Origin of the sequence: Neotamlana nanhaiensis (assembly GCF_000943555.1) — a bacterium.
GTDB lineage: Bacteria > Bacteroidota > Bacteroidia > Flavobacteriales > Flavobacteriaceae > Neotamlana > Neotamlana nanhaiensis.
The window spans coordinates 252,964-272,001 of the sequence record NZ_JTDV01000001.1 but is presented as its reverse complement, the minus strand read 5'-3'; the positions used below and the strand labels follow the sequence as shown (position 1 = coordinate 272,001).

18 protein-coding genes, 1 tRNA gene and 1 pseudogene are annotated in these 19,038 nt (G+C 33.7%); 12 read left to right on the top strand and 8 right to left on the bottom strand.

Annotated features, from left to right (window positions below; translation table 11 throughout):
* The 6 genes from PK35_RS01005 to PK35_RS00980 all read left to right on the top strand — a co-directional run bounded on the left by PK35_RS01005 (position 1) and on the right by PK35_RS00980 (position 8,092).
* Complete coding sequence (locus PK35_RS01005; protein ID WP_044624795.1) at positions 1-702, top strand: L-ribulose-5-phosphate 4-epimerase; 702 nt, start codon at positions 1-3, stop codon at positions 700-702.
* 24 nt (positions 703-726) lie between these two features.
* A complete protein-coding gene (gene araA / locus PK35_RS01000) occupies positions 727-2,229 on the top strand; it encodes an L-arabinose isomerase (protein WP_044624794.1) in 1,503 nt (500 codons plus the stop codon).
* A gap of 27 nt (positions 2,230-2,256) precedes the next feature.
* Positions 2,257-3,450, top strand: coding sequence for an aldose epimerase family protein (locus PK35_RS00995; protein ID WP_044624793.1), 1,194 nt, complete (start codon positions 2,257-2,259; stop codon positions 3,448-3,450).
* Positions 3,451-3,488: 38 nt separating this feature from the next.
* On the top strand, positions 3,489-5,054 hold the full coding sequence (locus PK35_RS00990; RefSeq protein ID WP_044624792.1) for a solute:sodium symporter family transporter: 1,566 nt from the start codon (positions 3,489-3,491) through the stop codon (positions 5,052-5,054).
* A gap of 145 nt (positions 5,055-5,199) precedes the next feature.
* Positions 5,200-7,518, top strand: coding sequence for a type IA DNA topoisomerase (locus PK35_RS00985; RefSeq protein WP_044624791.1), 2,319 nt, complete (start codon positions 5,200-5,202; stop codon positions 7,516-7,518).
* On the top strand, positions 7,511-8,092 hold the full coding sequence (locus PK35_RS00980) for a pseudouridine synthase (RefSeq protein ID WP_044624790.1): 582 nt from the start codon (positions 7,511-7,513) through the stop codon (positions 8,090-8,092). Before PK35_RS00985 ends, PK35_RS00980 begins: the two co-directional genes overlap by 8 nt.
* Before the next feature lie 68 nt (positions 8,093-8,160).
* Here PK35_RS00980 and PK35_RS00975 read toward each other — a convergent pair whose 3' ends face one another.
* The 7 genes and pseudogenes from PK35_RS00975 to PK35_RS00950 all read right to left on the bottom strand — a co-directional run bounded on the left by PK35_RS00975 (position 8,161) and on the right by PK35_RS00950 (position 13,420).
* The gene (locus PK35_RS00975; RefSeq protein WP_044624789.1) at positions 8,161-8,796 is read right to left on the bottom strand and encodes a hypothetical protein; all 636 of its coding nucleotides are present in this window, start codon (positions 8,794-8,796) and stop codon (positions 8,161-8,163) included.
* Positions 8,797-8,801: 5 nt separating this feature from the next.
* Positions 8,802-9,296 (bottom strand): RNA polymerase sigma factor, encoded by a 495-nt coding sequence (locus tag PK35_RS00970; RefSeq protein ID WP_044624788.1) that lies wholly within the window; start codon positions 9,294-9,296, stop codon positions 8,802-8,804.
* Positions 9,297-9,397: 101 nt separating this feature from the next.
* Positions 9,398-9,763 carry a fluoride efflux transporter CrcB gene (gene crcB / locus PK35_RS00965; RefSeq protein ID WP_044624787.1) on the bottom strand — a complete coding sequence of 122 codons (366 nt, stop codon included), beginning with the start codon at positions 9,761-9,763 and terminating at the stop codon, positions 9,398-9,400.
* A gap of 22 nt (positions 9,764-9,785) precedes the next feature.
* Complete coding sequence (locus tag PK35_RS00960; RefSeq protein WP_044624786.1) at positions 9,786-10,808, bottom strand: SRPBCC family protein; 1,023 nt, start codon at positions 10,806-10,808, stop codon at positions 9,786-9,788.
* A 392-nt stretch (positions 10,809-11,200) separates the two neighbouring features.
* Entirely contained in the window at positions 11,201-12,532 is a 1,332-nt protein-coding gene (locus tag PK35_RS00955; RefSeq protein WP_044624785.1) for a DUF5723 family protein, read from the bottom strand.
* A 437-nt stretch (positions 12,533-12,969) separates the two neighbouring features.
* Positions 12,970-13,185, bottom strand: a pseudogene (locus tag PK35_RS17280) (helix-turn-helix domain-containing protein); the annotation flags it as partial.
* Positions 13,186-13,237: 52 nt separating this feature from the next.
* Positions 13,238-13,420, bottom strand: coding sequence for a hypothetical protein (locus PK35_RS00950; protein ID WP_044624784.1), 183 nt, complete (start codon positions 13,418-13,420; stop codon positions 13,238-13,240).
* 77 nt (positions 13,421-13,497) lie between these two features.
* On the opposite strand from PK35_RS00950, the gene PK35_RS00945 reads away from it, so the two are divergent.
* Positions 13,498-13,884, top strand: coding sequence for a pyrophosphohydrolase domain-containing protein (locus PK35_RS00945; protein ID WP_044624783.1), 387 nt, complete (start codon positions 13,498-13,500; stop codon positions 13,882-13,884).
* A gap of 65 nt (positions 13,885-13,949) precedes the next feature.
* Here the strand turns inward: PK35_RS00945 and PK35_RS00940 are convergent.
* A tRNA-Pro gene (locus PK35_RS00940) sits at positions 13,950-14,024 on the bottom strand.
* Between the two features lie 166 nt (positions 14,025-14,190).
* Between PK35_RS00940 and PK35_RS00935 the strand changes: the two genes are divergently transcribed.
* The 5 genes from PK35_RS00935 (at position 14,191) to PK35_RS00915 (ending at position 19,038) form a co-directional block, all read left to right on the top strand.
* Positions 14,191-16,491, top strand: coding sequence for a TonB-dependent receptor (locus PK35_RS00935; protein WP_044624782.1), 2,301 nt, complete (start codon positions 14,191-14,193; stop codon positions 16,489-16,491).
* 23 nt (positions 16,492-16,514) lie between these two features.
* Positions 16,515-17,639: a PQQ-dependent sugar dehydrogenase gene (locus PK35_RS00930; RefSeq protein WP_044625189.1), complete on the top strand. Its 1,125-nt coding sequence runs from the start codon at positions 16,515-16,517 to the stop codon at positions 17,637-17,639.
* 7 nt (positions 17,640-17,646) lie between these two features.
* Positions 17,647-18,048 carry a c-type cytochrome gene (locus PK35_RS00925; RefSeq protein ID WP_044625188.1) on the top strand — a complete coding sequence of 134 codons (402 nt, stop codon included), beginning with the start codon at positions 17,647-17,649 and terminating at the stop codon, positions 18,046-18,048.
* Positions 18,049-18,113: 65 nt separating this feature from the next.
* The gene (udk, locus tag PK35_RS00920; RefSeq protein ID WP_044624781.1) at positions 18,114-18,719 is read left to right on the top strand and encodes a uridine kinase; all 606 of its coding nucleotides are present in this window, start codon (positions 18,114-18,116) and stop codon (positions 18,717-18,719) included.
* Between the two features lie 4 nt (positions 18,720-18,723).
* On the top strand, positions 18,724-19,038 hold the full coding sequence (locus tag PK35_RS00915; RefSeq protein WP_044624780.1) for an FtsB family cell division protein: 315 nt from the start codon (positions 18,724-18,726) through the stop codon (positions 19,036-19,038).

Below are 19,038 nucleotides of genomic sequence, written 5' to 3'. Positions count from 1 at the left end.
ATGAGTACCAAATATAAATCGTTAAAAGAAGAATGCTACGAAGCTAACATGCAATTAAACGAGTTAGGTCTTGTAGTGTATACCTTTGGAAATGTAAGCGCTGTAGATAGAGATAATGCGGTTTTTGCTATAAAACCAAGTGGCGTGCCTTACGAAACTTTAAAGCCAGAAGATATTGTTATTGTAGATTACGATAATAATATTGTTGAAGGCGATAAACGTCCGTCATCAGATACGAAAACACATTCATATTTATATAAAAACTGGGATGATATAGGTGGTGTAGCGCATACTCATGCTAAGTTTTCTTGTGCTTGGGCGCAGGCGCAACGCGATGTGCCAATTTTTGGAACAACGCACGCCGACCATTTAACTGCAGATATTCCTTGTGCGCCTCCAATGGCAGATCATTTAATTGAAGGAAACTACGAACATAATACAGGTATTCAAATTTTAGACTGTTTTAAAGAGAAAAATTTATCGCATAGCGAAGTCGAAATGATTTTAATAGGAAATCATGGACCATTTGCCTGGGGTAAAAATGCAGCTAAAGCGGTTTACAACAGTAAAGTGCTAGAAGTGGTTGCAGAAATGGCCTATTTAACGCTTCAAATTAATCCTGAAGCACCAAAATTAAAAGATTCATTAATCAAGAAACATTACTTACGTAAGCATGGTAAAAATGCTTATTACGGACAATAATAAACAATCAACCAAGAAATTAAAATGATAGATATTTCAACTAAAGAAGTTTGGTTTATAACAGGTAGCCAAGACTTATACGGACCAGAAACACTAAAGCAAGTTGCAGAAAATTCAGCCGAAATAGCAAAAGCATTAGATGCTTCAGCAGGCATTCCAGTAAACGTGGTTATTAAGCCAATGGTTAAGTCTTCAGACGAAATCTTTGAAACTTTAACCGCAGCAAACCAAGAAAAAAACTGTATCGGTATTATTACTTGGATGCATACATTTTCACCTGCAAAAATGTGGATTCGTGGGCTAACGGCGCTTCAAAAACCAATGTGTCATTTACACACGCAATTTAACAGAGATATTCCTTGGGGTACTATCGATATGGATTTCATGAACCTTAACCAAGCGGCGCATGGTGACCGTGAATTTGGGTTTATGGTAAGTCGTTTACGTAAAAACAGAAAAGTAGTTGTTGGGCATTGGAGCGAAGCTTCAGTACAAAAAAGTATTGGAGACTGGACGCGTGTTGCTGCAGCTTGGGATGATTGGCAAGGTGCCAAATTCGCTCGTTTTGGTGATAATATGCGTTTTGTTGCTGTTACCGATGGCGATAAAGTAGAAGCTGAAACAAAGTTTGGTTTCTCTGTAAACACCTATGCTATTGGCGATTTAGTTGAAGTTATAAATGCAGTTTCAGATGCCGATATTGATGCTTTAGTAAAAGAATACGAAGCGTCTTATAATATGGCTGAATCTTTACTTGAAGGCGGAAAAAATAGAGCATCTTTAATTGAAGCAGCACGAATAGAATTAGGTTTAGAAAAATTCTTAGTGGATGGCGGATTTAAAGGGTTCTCTGATACGTTTGAAGATCTTCATGGTATGAAACAATTACCAGGTTTACCAGTACAACGTTTAATGCAAAAAGGATACGGATTTGCTGGAGAAGGCGATTGGAAAACAGCGGCTTTAACAAGAGCAATGAAGGTTATGGGATCAGGATTAGAAGGTGGTAATGCTTTTATGGAAGATTACACCTATCATTTAGATCCAGAAAATCCAAGAATTTTAGGATCTCACATGTTAGAAGTTGATCCTGTTTTAGCAGCCGACAAACCATCTTGCGAGGTACATCCGTTAGGAATTGGCGGAAAAGAAGATCCGGTACGTTTAGTATTTAACGGTAAAGCGGGCGACTCTTTAGTAGCGGCTTTAATGGATTTTGGTAACCGTTTTAGACTGTTAATTAATAAAACCGTTGGTGAAGAAGTTACGGAAGAATTACCTAACTTGCCAGTGGCTAGAGTGATGTGGAAACCGTTGCCAGATTTTAAAACCGCTTGTACAGCTTGGATTTTAGGAGGTGGTGCACACCATACTTGTTACAGTGAAAATTTAACTGTTGAGCAAATGGAAGATTTCGCAGAAATTGCAGGTATTGAAGCTTTAGTTATTGATGAAGATACAACCATTCGTAACTTTAAACAAGATATAAAAGCAAGTGAAGCATACCACATGTTTTATCATAAATAATAATTATTAACAACTAAATAAGAAAGGATGAGAACTCTAAAAAAATCCTTGTTTGCACTTTTTATAGTTACATTTACGCTGTTAAATACACAATGTAAAGACGCTAAAAAAGAACAAGCATCAGAAAATCAAGATACAATGACAGAAGTAAAATCAAGCATCGTAAAATCCGATTTTGGAACATTAAAAGACGGAACAGCCATTGAAAAATACAGCCTTAAGAATAAAAATGGTGTAGAAATGGATGTGATAACTTACGGCGGAAGAATAACGTCGTTAAAAGTACCAAATAGTCAAGGTACATTTGAAAATGTTGTTTTAGGGTTTGATAATATTGCCGACTACGAAGGCGATAATCCTTTCTTTGGTGCGTTAATTGGTCGTTTTGGCAACCGAATAGCGAAAGGTAAGTTTAGCTTAAATGGCGAAGATTATACGTTAGCAACAAACGACGGCCCAAATCACTTACACGGTGGTGTAAATGGTTTTGATCGCGTGGTATGGAATGTAACACCAATTGAAGACGAAAACAATCCTGGGTTAAAACTAACTTACTTAAGTAAAGATGGAGAAGAAGGTTACCCTGGTAATTTAAACGTTACTGTGGTGTACACGTTAACTAGCGAAAATGCGGTAGAAGTCGCTTACGAAGCAACTACCGATAAAGCAACTGTAGTTAACTTAACACAACATGCTTACTTTAATTTAACTGGCGATTTTAGCAAAGCAATTGTTGACCATGACATTGTTATTGATGCCGACGGATTTTTACCAGTTGACGGTGCTTTAATTCCAACAGGTGAAATTAGGAAAGTAGCAGAAACACCTTTCGATTTTACATCGGTTAAAAAGATTTCAAAAGAAATTAATGCAGAAAACGAACAACTTATTTTAGGTAAAGGTTACGACCATTGTTGGGTATTAAACGATGCCGAAGCAGGTATGCGTTTTGTAGCTTCTGCTTACGATGCAACTACAGGTCGTTTTATGGAAGTTTTCTCAGAAGAACCAGGTATTCAATTATATACAGGTAATTTCTTAGATGGGACGTTACCAATGCCAAATGGTGGTACTTACGCACACAGAACAGGTTTTTGTTTAGAAACACAACATTTCCCAGATTCGCCAAACAAAGAAGCTTTTCCTTCTGTAGTTTTAAATCCGGGTGAGACCTATAAAACGAAAACTTTGTTTTTATTTTCAGTAAAGGAAAATAAGTAGTATTATTGAATAATATATTAACCAACATTAACTAACATATGGGATTAATTTCTTTTATAGGTTTTACGCTTTTAGTAGCTGTAATTGCTTATTTATCAACTAGAAAAACCGATGAAACTTCTTCAGATGGCTATTTTTTAGGAGGTCGTAGTTTAACAGGGCCAGTAATTGCAGGTTCATTATTACTTACCAATTTATCAACAGAACAAATTATAGGTGTTAACGGTGTATCGTTTAGAGACGGTTTACCAATTATAGCATACGAAGTATTTGCCGCGGTAGCTATGGTGTTTACGGCATTTGTACTGTTACCAAAATATTTAAAAGTGGGTATTGCAACGGTACCACAATTTTTAGAAAGACGTTTTGGTAAAGCTACAAAAACAATAGTTTCAATTTTATTTTTATTAGGCTATGCTATTTCAATGTTACCAACAGTTTTGTACTCTGGTGCATTAGCAATTAATAGTATGTTTGATATTCCTGAAATGCTTAACATGGATCCAAAATCGGCCTTATGGGTTACAGTTTGGGCTATTGGTATCATAGGAAGTATCTATGCGATTTTTGGAGGATTAAAGGCGGTGGCTGTATCCGATTCAATTAACGCAGTAGGTTTAATTATTGGTGGATCTTTAATTCCTATTTTCGGATTAATGTACATTGGTGATGGCAACGTTTTAACAGGTTTAAACACCTTAACAACGGCATTACCAGAAAAGTTTAGCGTTATTGGAGGACCAGATTCCGATGTACCATTCTGGACATTATTTACAGGTATGGTTATCGTTAACTTTTACTACTGGGGAACCAATCAAGCGATTATACAACGTGCTTTAGGTGCGAAAAACTTAAAAGAAGGACAAAAAGGGTTATTATTAGCTGCTTTTATTAAAATATTAGGGCCGCTAATTGTTGCTTTACCAGGTATTATTGCGTTTTATATTTTCAATGGAAATTTAGATAATCCAGATGAAGCCTATCCAATGTTAGTAAAAACAGTGTTGCCTGCCGCATTTGTTGGCTTCTTTGCTGCTGTTTTATTTGGTGCGATTTTAAGTTCGTTTAATAGTGCATTAAACAGTTCGGTAACCTTATTTGGGTTAGATTTTTACAAGGAATACATCAATAAAGATGCTTCTGAATTACAAACAGTAAAAGCTGGAAAAACTTTTGGTATCGTGTTAGCCATTTTCTCTATGGCAATAGCACCTTTATTATATGGCGTTCAAGGTGGTATTTTCACCTACTTACAGCAGTTAAACGGTACGCATAGTGTACCAATTTTAGCCATTGTTTTAGTTGGTATTTTCTCTAAGAAAGTAACAGGTAGAGCCGCTAATATTTCTATTTTATTTAGTGCAGTTACTTATTTAGTGACGCTTTACATCATTAAACCAGATATTAGTTTCTTACACTTAATGGGTATTTTATTTGTATTAACTATTGTGTTTATGTTCTTAATAAGCTCAATAAAACCTAGAGAAACCGATTTCGAGGAAGAATACACAAAACAAGTAGATATTACACCATGGAAATACTTAAAACCTGTTGGTTTTGCTGTATGTGCCTGTGTACTTTTATTATACGTTTTCTTAGCTTAGAAATAAGATATTATAGATAAGTAAAAACGGGATGTGTTTAGCATCCCGTTTTTTTTATTTTTCTAGTTAATAACTCCTAATAATTCTGTTTTTTTAAACCTATTAAAATTTCTATTTTGCAACGCTAATTTAAAGTTGTTTTTACGTGAAAGTTTGCATAGCAGAAAAGCCAAGTGTAGCTCGCGAAATAGCATCGGTTTTGGGGGCAAAAACCAAACGCGATGGTTATTTTGAAGGCAATGGTTATGCCGTTACTTATACCTTCGGACACTTATGCACGCTAAAAGAACCTAACGATTACAAGCCCTATTGGAAAAGTTGGGATTTAAATAATTTACCCATGCTTCCTGAAAGATTTGAGACTAAAGTAGTTTCAAATTCAGGTATACAAAAGCAATTTAAAATAGTGAAATCACTTTTTGATAAAGCAGAAGTGGTAATAAACTGCGGTGATGCGGGGCAAGAGGGAGAACTTATTCAGCGTTGGGTTTTAAACGAAGCTAATTATAAGGGTGAAGTACAACGGCTTTGGATATCGTCGCTTACTACCGAAGCCATTAAAGAAGGGTTTAGCAATCTAAAACCAGCAACAGATTACGATAATTTATATTATGCTGGTTTTTCTAGAGCTATTGGCGATTGGCTTTTAGGTATGAATGCTACTAGATTATACACCGTAAAACACGGCGGTTATAAGCAAGTGTTATCCGTTGGTCGTGTACAAACACCAACTTTGGCAATGGTTGTAAACCGGTTTAAAGAAATTGAAAATTTTAAACCACAACCTTATTGGGAATTGCAAACTACTTATCGCGACACGCTTTTTAGCTACGAAGAAGGACGTTTTACCAAAAAAGAAGCTGGTGAGGCTCTAGCTGCAAAAGTAAAGGAGAGCGATTTTATCATTGAATCGATTACCAAAAAAAAGGGAAAGGAATACGCACCAAAACTTTTCGATTTAACGGGATTGCAGGTGTATTGTAATACCAAATTTGGGCTTTCGGCCGATGAAACTTTAAAGATTGTTCAGTTATTATACGAGCGCAAAGTGGTAACTTATCCAAGAGTAGATACCACATTTTTACCAAATGATATTTACCCTAAAGTACCGGCAATACTTAAAAATTTAACCAATTATGCAACTTTAACACAACCACTTTTAGGTAAAAAAATAAAAAAGTCGAGTAAGGTTTTTAATGATAAAAAAGTAACCGATCACCATGCCATTATACCAACAGGTGTGCAAATATCATTAAATCCAGTACAACAGCAGGTTTATGATATTATTGTAAAACGGTTTATAGCGGTTTTTTACGACGATTGTATGGTGTCGAATACCACCGTAATTGGTAATGCTGCCGAAGTGTTATTTAAAACCACAGGTAAAGAAATTTTAAGTAAAGGTTGGCGTATTGTTTTTGAAACTTCGTCTGCGCTAAGTGGAACAAATGATAAAATTTTACCATCATTTACTAAAGGCGAAAAAGGGCCACACGAACCGTCGTTTTTAGAGAAAGAAACCAAACCACCAAATCAGTTTACAGAGGCATCACTTTTACGCGCTATGGAAACTGCAGGTAAACAAGTAGATGATGATGAATTGCGTGATTTAATGAAAGAAAATGGTATTGGACGACCATCAACCAGAGCGAATATAATTGAAACCTTGTTTAAACGCCAATATATAAAACGTAATAAAAAGCAGGTTTTGCCAACCGTAACAGGAATTGCACTAATTGATACCATTCAAAATGAATTGTTAAAATCTGCGGAATTAACTGGGCAATGGGAAAAACAATTAAAAGATATTGAAAAAGGGGAGTACAGTGCTGCCGCGTTTATAAAAAATATGAAGCGTATGGTTGATGCTTTAGTTTATGAAGTGCGAACCGAAACTAAGCGTGCCAATATTTCTCAAGCTAATGTTATTAAAAGTCGAAAAGCTAAAGAAGCCAAAGTAAAAAAGGCTGGAATTACGGCAGAACCTTGTCCAAAATGTAAGCAGGGAACCATATTAAAAGGAAATTCGGCTTATGGATGTACACAATATAAATCTGGATGCGATTTTAAAATGCCTTTTAAGGTTTACGACAAAAAAATATCGGAAAAACAATTTGTTAGATTACTACAAAAAGGAAGCACGGTAAATTTAAAGGGTTTTAAAACAGAAACGGGCACTGCTGAAGGCTTACTGCGTTTTGGCGATAATTTTAATTTAACGTTAGAACCTAAACAAACTGAAACAAAAAAAAATACAGAAACTAAAACTGAAATTGCGAATGCTAATATATGCCCAAAGTGTAAAACTGGAACCGTGATAAAAGGTAAAACCGCTTTTGGATGTTCAAGTTACAAAGAAGGTTGCGATTTTAAAGTAACTTTCGATGTCGTTAAGGCTAAAATTAATGGTGAAAAACCAACTAAAGATTTAATTTATAAAATTTTGAGTGAAGCTTATGTGTAATAGTCATAAGCATTTTATTATTTACAAACCATATCGTTTTTTAAGTCAGTTTAAAAGCAACGATTCTAAGCAGCAAAAGAAACATTTTTTAGGTGAATTATACGATTTCCCTGAAGGAATTATGGCCATTGGACGTTTAGATGAAAAATCGGAAGGCCTATTATTTTTAACAACTAACGGGCAAACAAGTGATTATATTAACAGCCAAAAAGTAGCGAAAGAATATTATGCTCAAGTTGATGGTGACATAACTCTTGAAGCTTTAAAACAGCTAAAAAATGGTGTTGAAATAGGTTTTAATGGGAAAAAATATAAAACCAAACCATGTAAAGCTTTTAAGCTTAACGAAACACCAGAATTACCAATGCGTTCTCAAAAAATTCGAGATGAAAGACATGGACCAACCAGTTGGATATCGGTGACATTAAACGAAGGTAAATTTAGGCAGGTGCGTAAAATGACATCGGCTGTTGGTTTCCCTACCTTACGACTAGTTAGAGTACGTATTGGCACCGTTTTAATAAATAATATGCAACCCGGTGATGTTATTGAGGTTGGCAAACTGTTGCGTTAGGGATTGAGGTATTGTTGGAGCTACTCGCAGAGAGCGACTACCGAAAGCCCGCTTGAACTCCCAAGAACTTAATCTTCCAATTGTTTTAATTCGTTGTAATTACGGTTTAAACGCTTTAGTAATAAGCCGTAAATAAGTCTGTAAAATAGCCAAATAATACAAACAAAAATAATTACGACAGCAACTATACCGGCATATAAGCCAACGAGTTGCGAGTTGCTTAAATGGGCTATTTTGTCGGTTAGATTAACATCGTTGTGGAGCACATAATAGAACCCAATAGATAACGAAACCGCCGCCATAATGAGGTTATAAAGCACGTAATACTTAATAATTTTACGTGTTTTTAAGATGTTTTCCATGAGTTTTTTTGCCGAATCGGTAACCGAAATATTTTGGTACGATTTGTAAAGCAAGTAAATAAATACTAAAATTATACCATAGGTTATAAATGTAATTACGGTAAGCAAGGTGTCGTTTTGGTAAAGTGCTTCGAGTTTTTGTTTATGCTCATCGGAGTAAAAAACGGGTATGGCATTAATTAATAACCAAAACACGAGTTCGGCAATGCTTATGTAAAATAAAGTCTTAACAATGGAAGACGATTTTTTATGCAACATGGGGTAAATATCGTTTACCGATAATGTTTTATGGGCTTGCTGTGGTTTATTCCAGCTTTTCTTTAATAGATCTAATTCATCCATAGTTTTTACGGATTTAAAATAGCTTTTAGCTTGGTTTTTATTCGGTTCATTTTCACTCTAGCATTCACTTCGCTAATTCCTAAAGTTTCGCTAATTTCTCTATAATCTTTGTCTTCTAGGTACAAGAAAACAAGTGCTTTTTCAATGTCGTTTAGTTTATGTACGGCTTTGTAAAGTACTTTAAGTTGTTGCTCTTCGGTATCGTCATAATCTTCGGCTTTTATTTTAAATTCTACACCATCGTAATCTTGGGTAGAAATTTGTCGTTTCGATTTTCTATAAAGTGTTATAGCGGTGTTTAACCCAACACGGTACATCCAGGTACTAAATTTTGAGTCGCCACGAAATTTAGGATAGGCTTTCCAGAGTTGTATGGTTATTTCTTGAAATAAATCGTTATGCGCGTCGTAGTTATTTGTGTATAGCCTACAGACTTTGTGTACAATATTTTGATGTTTTTCAAGTAATTCTACAAAATTATGTTCGAGTTCGGTTTTCAAATTGATGGTTTAGTTACCTATTAGTAGCTTAATTTACTAAGTTGTTACAATGTTTCAAGATTTTTTTATTTAATAATGCACGAATTACATGAATTATGATACTATTTAACTAGAAACATACCTAAAAAAACAGCTAGAAACCCAAGAACAAAACTGGCAATGGTATATATGGCAAAGCTTGTAAAATCCCCCGATTTTAAAAATAGATGATTTTCGTAAGCAAAGGTTGAAAAGGTTGTAAACCCACCACAAAACCCAGTAGCCAAAAGTAGGGTTTGGTTTTGCGAAAGCGAGTTATTTTTTAATGCCAAACCTAAAATTAAACCAATTAATAAGCTGCCTAAAATATTGGCCACAAAAGTGCCGTATGGAATACCAGTATAGGCATTGTTTAAATACTTACCAATTAAGTAGCGCAATACGCTGCCAAAACCACCACCAACAAAAACAAGTAAAAGTTGTTTCATTTTAAATTACCTGTAGTAGCTATTATTTTATAGGAATATAAATTTCTGTCACCCAATTTGCTGGGTTTGGGAAATCACCAGGATCGTTAGTGTAAATTTCGAATGGCGGAATATTGGATTGTTCTAAATTATTTTTACCTAAGTATTGCATAGTTTGCTCCCAAGCTTTTGGTAAATTAGTGTAATTACCTTTTAAAGTGGTTTTAACCACCTTAGCTTTTGGTATATAACCACATAATATTTGGCCGTCGCCTTCTGGCGTTACTTTGTTTAAAACAGGAATTGCATTACTCATAATGATGCCACCGTTTTCAGGGTTCATATCGTTGTAAATAGTAAAAGGCATACCCGATGCAACTAAATTAATTTTACCCATATATGCCATAATTTCGCCAAATTGTTTGCCCATAATTTGACTAATGTTTTTGGTTGTGGCCGATGTGGTTTTATACATATAAAATCCGCCACCATATTCTGAAATGCCGTCAATATTTACAGTGAATTTTTTCATGTCGGCAGTAACAATACTATCAAGTTTAAACAAACCGCGGTCAAAATCGGGAGCAGTGTTTTCTTCAATAGTACCTGCAAATGTGGTGTACATCTTGGTCATAAAATCTTGTTTGCCGCTCATAGCCCAAGTTACTTTGGTACCTTGGTTGGTGTTCTCGAATGTCCAATTAATATCAGATTGAGATTCAAAAGGTTTTATAAACGTTATTTTTTGCGAAATAGATTTGTTTTGTTCTACGTTTAAAGTTTTCATACCACCTTCGCCTAAAATTTCGCCTTTCCAAGCGTTACTAGCCTTAATACCAACAGTAGTATCGCCATAGGTTAACGAGGCTTCAGGTTCGTGTTCAATCCAAGGAGAAAAACTAGGCCAGTTTTTGTAATCGTTAATTTTATTAAAAAGTAGCGTAGTAGGTGCGTTAATAACACGGCTACGAGAAAAACTAAAGCTGTTAGGTTGTACAGCTATGTAAATGGCAAGACCAATAATTACTATTAATAGTAAAAATAGAACGTATTTTAACGCTTTCATTAATATAGGATTGAGAATTAAACATATCAAATATAATCAAATTATAAATATTTAATAGGTTTACCTAAATTATTAGAAAAATGAAAGTGAAAATTGATGAATAAAATAAAATTAAGGTTCGGTTCTCTTGTTTACACTAAAAAATAGAAGTAATAAATTAACGATGAGGAGCACACTAATTAGCAATAATATTTTCATAATTTTTGGATTGGTTATTTATTAGATACAGAAATCTCAAAAAGGTTGCGTGTAAAAAGCACATTTATTTTTATAACAGTTTTGTTTGAAAAATTCCTAGCCTTTATAATTACTTTTTTTTAAAAAGAAAACCCTCGGATTGGAGGGTTTTCGATTTCAATAAATTAAAATAAGGTGACTAACTTCTTTTAAAATTATTGGTATAATGGAATTTTAAGACCTAAATAAATATCGGTAGTTTTTGTAGCGTCTGAAATTAAATTAGTAATAATAGATCCTGAACCAAGCATAAGCGGCCCAACGCGTAAACCTGCTCCCCAAGCAAAATCGCCATATTGACGCATACTAATAGGCGAGTATAAACTAAACCATTTAGTTTCTAGCCTTGGTGATAGCGTTGCCGAATTTATAATGGAGTTGGCATACATAGTGTTATCTTTAACTAAAGACATGTTGCCTTGAAAACTTAGGTATAATTTGCCTGCTAAGTGATAATCGACCAACAAATGAAACGCTGTTGGTAATTTAATTTTTTGATTCATTATAGATTCTGAGCCCGTATAATTATCTTCTAAAAATGCTTCAATATCATCTTCATCTTCGTACGATGAAGCATCAACGGTGCCATTCATATTATAAGTGGTTACTGATGCATCTTTATAATTAACCGAGCCAATATCGGTAATAGAAGCTCCAATTTTAAACTTGTATTTGTTGTGTTTTCTTGTAAGCGAATCGCTAGTTTCAGGTCTAAATTCGTAAGTAAATCCAATATCGACACCAAAACCTTGTGTTAAGTTATTAAAGTTAATATCGTCGTTATCAAAATCTTCAGAAGCTCCATAAATTAATTGTCCGGTTGTGGTTAAGGTTTCGTTAGTAGCGTCGTAATTACCTGTTAAATTAGGACTGTTTATAAACATACTACCGGCACCTTGTAAGTACTTTAATGTGGCTCCTGCTTTTAAAAAGTGTTTTTCGGTGCTTAAAATTTCGCGACCATAAACAAGTCCTAGTTCTGCCCAAGCATGAATGGTACCACTTAAATTTTCTTGACTAAAGCTGAAGTCATCATCAGAATCAAAATCTTCCGAAATAGTTTCAAAAAGTTCACCATTAATGTTGTTTACATTCATTAGAGTTCTAACCCTTGTAATTAAACCGACGCTACTTTTTGGGGTTATATTGAACATAAATGAAGGGCCTAAAATATCGGCATTTACAAAAAAATGATTGGCATCGGTTGGGAATTTTTCTGCATCCGTTTCAAAGTCGAAACCTTCATCGGAGTTTATAATATCACTAACGCTAATGCTGAAGTAATCACTACCTCCAAAAGCACTTACCGAAAGTAGGTTTATATCGGCTTTAAAACGAGAATCGAATACATTTGATGGGTTATAAGCCAACGATTGTATGCCCGCATAATTATCAATGGTGTTACCAATATAGCTTTGTGCATTAAAATTTAGACTATACAACGTAATTAATAGGCATAGTAATTTTATAGAAAGATTAATTTTCATAATGGATTATGGTTATGTTTTTATTGGTGTTTAATTGATTAATTCTGGTACACTATTACAGTCTTGTAAATAATGATGAGAACGTTTTAAAACTAAAGACATACTTTTTGAATTATAACTAACTTTTGAAATTAGTTTAGTAAAGACTTTTGATTGACTTTTGATTTTTTGGCTCAAGGAGTTTTGATTATGGCTGCAAAGTGCTAAAGGAGAGCATAGCAAAACAACCTGAAAAAGTGTTTGAAAATTTTTCATGTTATAAGAATAATTGATTAATAGCTACTCAAAGTTAAGGATTTAGGGGCAAAAAAAAATACCCAAATTTGGGTATTTTTTGTGCGTTTGTCGAAAAAACATCGATAAACCGTGTTGTATAGGTTGGCAGTAAATAGATAGATAAATGGAAATTTATAAGTTTTAAAAACTTAATTAAGTTATTATATATTAGTCTTATGAGATTTTATATATCGATAGTTCTTAAACCTATATTTTTTATTTAAAGTATAGCGCAACAGTTCTCCTTTATCATGAAGCCCTAAAATGCGTGCCATTTTTTTTCTATGCGTATCTACAGTATTAATACCAATAAATAGAATATCAGCAATTTTGCGAGAGGTTTTCCCTTTGGCAATAAGTTGTAATATTTCAATTTGACGTTTGGTAAGTTTACCTTTATTGTTTTAAGATGAAGTTGGAGAAAAGAGGTTACAATAAAAACTTAATCGCCGAAATTAAGCCAATAAATGCAATAAAAGCCAAAAGCACCCAAAAGCTACCTTTATAAAAACGTTTATGGATTTTAATATCTTTTCTGTACTGGTAACCAACAATTACAGCAAAAACTACAAAAAATAAAACCCCAAAAACAATTTGACCTTTACTAAACATATAAGTATTTTTATGCAAATTTAAATAAAACAGAATGAGATTTCCGCCTTTGCGGAAATGAAAAGTTAAAATTATTTATGAAAGATAAAATTGAAGCAGTAAAAGCATTTCACACCGCGTTTAAAATTGGTCATAGAGAAACTCCAAAAGCCAATTTAGGAGAAGCCAAAAACACCTTACGGTTTAATTTAATGAAGGAAGAAAATGAGGAGTATTTTGAAGCAGCACAAAACAACGATTTAGTTGAGGTAGCCGATGCTTTAGGTGATATGCTGTACATTTTGTGCGGTACTATTATAGAACACGGTATGCAACACAAAATAGAGGAGGTGTTTGCCGAAATTCAGCGTAGTAATATGAGTAAATTAGGTGAAGATGGACAACCTATTTACCGCGAAGATGGTAAAGTACTTAAAGGTCCCAATTATTTTAAACCTAATATTAAAGCAGTTTTAGATAAGTAATTAAATAAAAAAAACACCACTAATTAAACATTAATGGTGTTTTAATTTAACCTTTTACGGTTTTGTCGGGGTGGCAGGATTCGAACCTGCGACCTCCGCGTCCCAAACGCGGCGCGATAACCGGGCTACGCTACACCCCGAAAACATTAATCCGTTGCGCAATTTATCTTAAATTCGTTAATAAACAACGCCCTGAATTGTATAGCGCGTGCAAATATAATTTTTTTATTGAAATTAAAAAACATACTATCTAAAATATTTTTTAAATATAAACACTAAGTTTGTAATATCCTTTTTTAGATATTCATGCGTATAAAATTCAATAAAAGCCTGCTCTATTTTGTTTTTATAAGCCTTCATTTTAGTAGCCTGGGTCAATCTGCAATAATAGGTAAAATTATAGATGATAACAACATTGAAATTGACTCCGTAAAAATCGTTAATTTAACTAATAATACATTTAGCCTATCCTTAAACGATGGTACTTTTACACTCGAAAAGAGCGGAAGATACAGTTTTGAAAAATCAGGATTTATCAGAAAAGAAATCACTTTAAAAGCAAATCAATTCTATACCATTCAACTAAAATTAAATCCATCTATTCTATCCGAAATTATTATAAATTCTGAAGCAATTCCAAAAAAATTAAAACTTGCTTCAGTATCAAAAGATATTATTTCACCTGAAGCCCTCCAACAATCAAATCGCACAAATTTTGCTCCAATTTTAAATAAAGTCTCTGGCGTATTTATGCAAACAGGTGCGCTTAATACCAACCGCATTACTATACGTGGCGTTGGATCTAGAAGTCCTTATGGTACTTCTAAAATTAGAGCGTACTTTAAAGATATCCCCTTAACCAATGGTAGTGGGCAAACTTCAATTGATGACTTTGAACTCGCATCAATCTCTAATATTAACATTACAAAAGGTGCTGTACCTAGTATTTACGGAGCTGGTCTTGGCGGCGTTATTACTTTAATACCTCAAAATGCCTCATTTAACGAACTAAGTTTTAAACATGAATTTTTATTAGGATCCTTTGGTTTAGTAAAAAATACATCAAATTTTAATTTTGGTTCTCCTAAACATAACATTCTAACCGTTTATAGCAACACAAAAAGCAACGAATACCGAAATAACAACAACTACAACAGACAAACATTAACAACAACCTCAAACCATTTTATTAACAAAAAAAACGAATTATCGTTTTTAGCAAGTTATGTTAATTTAAAAGCATTTATACCAAGCTCCATTAATGAAAATACATTTTTAAACTCACCAAAATCTGCAGCTTATACCTGGCAGCAAGCGCAAGGTTTTGAAGATGCAAAACGTGGTATTTTTGGTGTAACTTGGCATCATAAATACAACGCAAATATTAAGCTATTTACTAGTGTTTTCTCATCCTTCAGAAAAGCTTATGAACCCAGGCCTTTTAATATACTTAAAGAAAAAGCATTCGCCACAGGCTTAAGAAGTAGGATTTTAGGCAATATTAAAGTTTTTAATAATACGATGCAATGGACCGTTGGTTTCGAGCTTTTTAATGATAAAAATAATTACCGAACATTTGATAATTTATACGAAGACTTCCCAGAAGGAACAGGCAGTGTTGAAGGAGAACAACTTTCTAATTTTAAAGAAAACAGAAGTTATTACAACATTTTTATTGAGACTAACTACACGTTAAGCAAAAAAACATTTGTTTCCGTTGGCTTAAATCTAAACAAAACATCGTATAATCTTGAAGATCATTTTCCAGAAAGCGATACTAACCCTAATCAAACTGGAAGTTTTTCTTATCAAACTATGGTTTCACCTAAATTTGGCATTTCTCATTTAATATCCCAAAACATAAGTCTGTACTCGAACGCTAGCCACGGATTTTCTCCTGTTTCGTTGGAAGAAACTTTGCTTCCAAACGGACAAATAAACCCAAGTTTAAAACCAGAAACAGGATGGAATTTCGAAGTTGGGACAAGAGGCGCCTTGCTAAAAAATAGAATGCAATTTACCGCATCAATTTTTCAATTAAAAATTAAAAACCTATTAGTATCGAGGCGCCTTTCTAACAATCAATACATAGGTATAAACGCTGGTAAAACAAGCCATAACGGCATTGAGTTAGAAACTAATTACGTATTAATTAAAAGTAAAACCTCTAAACTTAACTTAACAGCAAACTACACATTAAACCAATTTAAATTTGTAGAGTTTACAGACGCAGAAAACGACTATTCTGGAAATGATTTAACAGGCGTTCCTTCAAACGTTCTAAACATTATAGCTGATGTTGATTTTAGTAATGGTTTTTATGGCAACTATAATTACCAATATGTAGGCCGTATGCCTATTACAGACAGTAACAGTTTATACTCAATGCGCTATAATATTTCCAATTTTAAAGTTGGGTATAAAAAGAATTTGTTAGATAATTTAAACATGAATATATTTTTTGGATTAAATAATATTTTTGATGAACATTACGCTTCTCAAATTTTAATAAATGCCACTGGGTTTGGTAATAACGCTCCTAGATACTACTATCCTGGAAATCCTCTAAACTATTATTCTGGAATTGATTTGAATTATATTTTTTAATGTATCTTAATGAAAAATTATTTATGAAAAATTTACATGCCATTTTGTGTTTAGTTTTTTTAACTATCAACGCTTGCGCTCAACAAACCGAAACCGATATTAAAGCGGAAACCCCTACGTCTGTTGCTTATTCTACCGAGGTTATTGTTCAAGATTTATATATTCCTTGGGGAATGGCTTTCTTACCGGACGGTAGTATCCTTATCACCGAAAAATCAGGTGAACTCATTCATTTTAAAAACGGTAATAAAACATCTATAGAAGGATTACCTGAAGTTTATGTTCGTGGTCAAGGTGGTTTAATGGATATCAAGTTGCATCCTGATTATGCAAACAACGGCTGGATTTATTTTACTTACAGCTCTCCCGAAGGCGAACAAAATGGCGGTCATACTGCATTAATGCGAGCAAAATTGAGAGGAGATACATTAATAGAAAAACAACTACTCTATAAAGCCACACCAAACACAACAAAAGGACAACATTGGGGATCGCGAATAGCATTCGACAACGAAGGATTTCTATATTTTTCAATTGGCGAACGTGGCGAACGCGATGTAAATCCTCAAGATATTAAACGAGATGGTGGTAAAATTTACAGACTCCATGACGACGGTTCGATACCAAACGATAATCCTTTTGTAGACGAACTTTATCCTAAAACTGCCATTTATAGCTACGGTCATCGCAATCCGCAAGGCATGACCAAAAATCCTTTTACAGGTAAAATTTGGATTCACGAACACGGACCTCAAGGTGGCGACGAAATTAATGTAATTGAAAGTGGTAAAAACTATGGTTGGCCAGTTATTTCGTATGGCATTAATTATAGTGGCACTACATTTACTGATATTACCGAAAAAGAAGGCATGGAACAACCTTTATTTTATTGGGTACCATCAATTGCGCCTAGTGGTATGACTTTTGTTGCGTCAAATAATTACCCCGATTGGAAAGGTTCGCTTCTGGTTGGATCATTAAAATTCATGTATCTAGAGCGTTTAATTATAGAACAAGAAAAGGTTGTTAAACGCGAAAAACTATTAGAAGGTCTTGGAAGAGTTAGAAATGTTGTTGAAGCGCCAGATGGTTTTATTTATGTAGGTATCGAAGGTGTAGGTATTGTTAAAATTGTTCCTAAAAATTAATCGATTTATGAAAATATTTAAAATGATAGCTTTAGCGTTAATTTTTACTTTTATAAATGTGACCGAGGCTCAAAATTCAAACTTAAAGGACAGTATAAAAAAAGGAGAAGCCATATATCAAGATTTTTGCCTTACCTGCCATATGGCAAATGGTGAAGGCGTAAAAAAAACATTTCCTCCATTAGCGAAATCCGATTTTTTAAAAAACCGCGAAGCCACTATAAAAGCCATTAAATTTGGTTTACGTGGCGAAATAAAAGTTAACGATATAACTTATAAAAACGCTATGATGCCCATGGGTTTAAGCGACGATGAAGTTGCAGATGTTATGAACTATATAACAAATAGTTGGGGAAATAAAAACGAAAAAATGGTTACCGTAGCCGAAGTTTCTAAAATTAAAAAGTAAGTATTCTTTTTAACTTTACATGTACAATTGGTTAACTTTGCATCAATCAAACTAAAAACTAATCCATGTTAATTATTGGTATTGCTGGCGGAACTGGTTGCGGAAAAACAACCGTTGTTAATCAAATTTTAAAAGAACTTCCAGAAGGCGAAGTGGGCATTTTATCGCAAGATTCGTATTATAAAGATACCTCGCATTTATCATACGACGAACGCGTTAAAATAAATTTCGATCATCCAAGATCTATCGATTTCGAGTTAATTGAAGCGCATTTAAAAGAATTAAAAAAAGGCAATCCAATACACCAACCTGTGTATTCGTTCGTTAAACATAATAGAACAGGTGATACTATTTTAACACATCCGCGAAAAGTAATAATTGTTGAAGGTATTTTAGTGTTAAGTCATCCTGAATTACGCGATATGTTCGATATAAAAATATTTGTTCATGCCGATAGTGATGAACGATTAATTAGAAGACTAAAACGTGATATTTCGGAACGTGGCCGTGATTTAGATGAAGTTTTAAATCGTTATAAAAGCACATTAAAACCTATGCATTCTCAATTTATTGAACCCATGAAAGAGTATGCCGATATTATAATTCCTAACAACCATTACAACACCGTAGCGGTTGATATTGTAAAAACCATAATAAACGACAAATTATAAATAAATGAAATCATCGAAAACTAAATATTTAAAACCCTTTAAAAACTGGTTTGTAATTATTCTGGTAATTTTTGCGGTTTGGATGCTTTTTTTTGATGCTAACTCATGGTTAATTCATCACGAATTAAATACCGATATCGACAATTTAGAAAAAGAAAAAGAATACTACCAAAAAGAAATTGAGAAAGACAAAAAGACTTTAAAAGAATTAAGCTCTAGTGAAGGCCTCGAAAAATTTGCTCGCGAAGAATATTATATGAAACGCGACAACGAAGAAATTTACATTATTGAATATGAAGACAGCCTAAAAACCGATTAA

Bases quoted from the DNA above. Each gene is read 5' to 3' on its own strand.
- PK35_RS01005 (WP_044624795.1), top strand. From the start codon at position 1: ATGAGTACCAAATATAAATCGTTAAAAGAAGAATGCTACGAAGCTAAC.
- araA (WP_044624794.1), top strand. From the start codon at position 727: ATGATAGATATTTCAACTAAAGAAGTTTGGTTTATAACAGGTAGCCAA.
- PK35_RS00995 (WP_044624793.1), top strand. From the start codon at position 2,257: ATGAGAACTCTAAAAAAATCCTTGTTTGCACTTTTTATAGTTACATTT.
- PK35_RS00990 (WP_044624792.1), top strand. From the start codon at position 3,489: ATGGGATTAATTTCTTTTATAGGTTTTACGCTTTTAGTAGCTGTAATT.
- PK35_RS00980 (WP_044624790.1), top strand. From the start codon at position 7,511: ATGTGTAATAGTCATAAGCATTTTATTATTTACAAACCATATCGTTTT.
- PK35_RS00975 (WP_044624789.1), bottom strand. From the start codon at position 8,796: ATGGATGAATTAGATCTATTAAAGAAAAGCTGGAATAAACCACAGCAA.
- crcB (WP_044624787.1), bottom strand. From the start codon at position 9,763: ATGAAACAACTTTTACTTGTTTTTGTTGGTGGTGGTTTTGGCAGCGTA.
- PK35_RS00960 (WP_044624786.1), bottom strand. From the start codon at position 10,808: ATGAAAGCGTTAAAATACGTTCTATTTTTACTATTAATAGTAATTATT.
- PK35_RS00955 (WP_044624785.1), bottom strand. From the start codon at position 12,532: ATGAAAATTAATCTTTCTATAAAATTACTATGCCTATTAATTACGTTG.
- PK35_RS00950 (WP_044624784.1), bottom strand. From the start codon at position 13,420: ATGTTTAGTAAAGGTCAAATTGTTTTTGGGGTTTTATTTTTTGTAGTT.
- PK35_RS00945 (WP_044624783.1), top strand. From the start codon at position 13,498: ATGAAAGATAAAATTGAAGCAGTAAAAGCATTTCACACCGCGTTTAAA.
- PK35_RS00935 (WP_044624782.1), top strand. From the start codon at position 14,191: ATGCGTATAAAATTCAATAAAAGCCTGCTCTATTTTGTTTTTATAAGC.
- PK35_RS00930 (WP_044625189.1), top strand. From the start codon at position 16,515: ATGAAAAATTTACATGCCATTTTGTGTTTAGTTTTTTTAACTATCAAC.
- PK35_RS00925 (WP_044625188.1), top strand. From the start codon at position 17,647: ATGAAAATATTTAAAATGATAGCTTTAGCGTTAATTTTTACTTTTATA.
- udk (WP_044624781.1), top strand. From the start codon at position 18,114: ATGTTAATTATTGGTATTGCTGGCGGAACTGGTTGCGGAAAAACAACC.
- PK35_RS00915 (WP_044624780.1), top strand. From the start codon at position 18,724: ATGAAATCATCGAAAACTAAATATTTAAAACCCTTTAAAAACTGGTTT.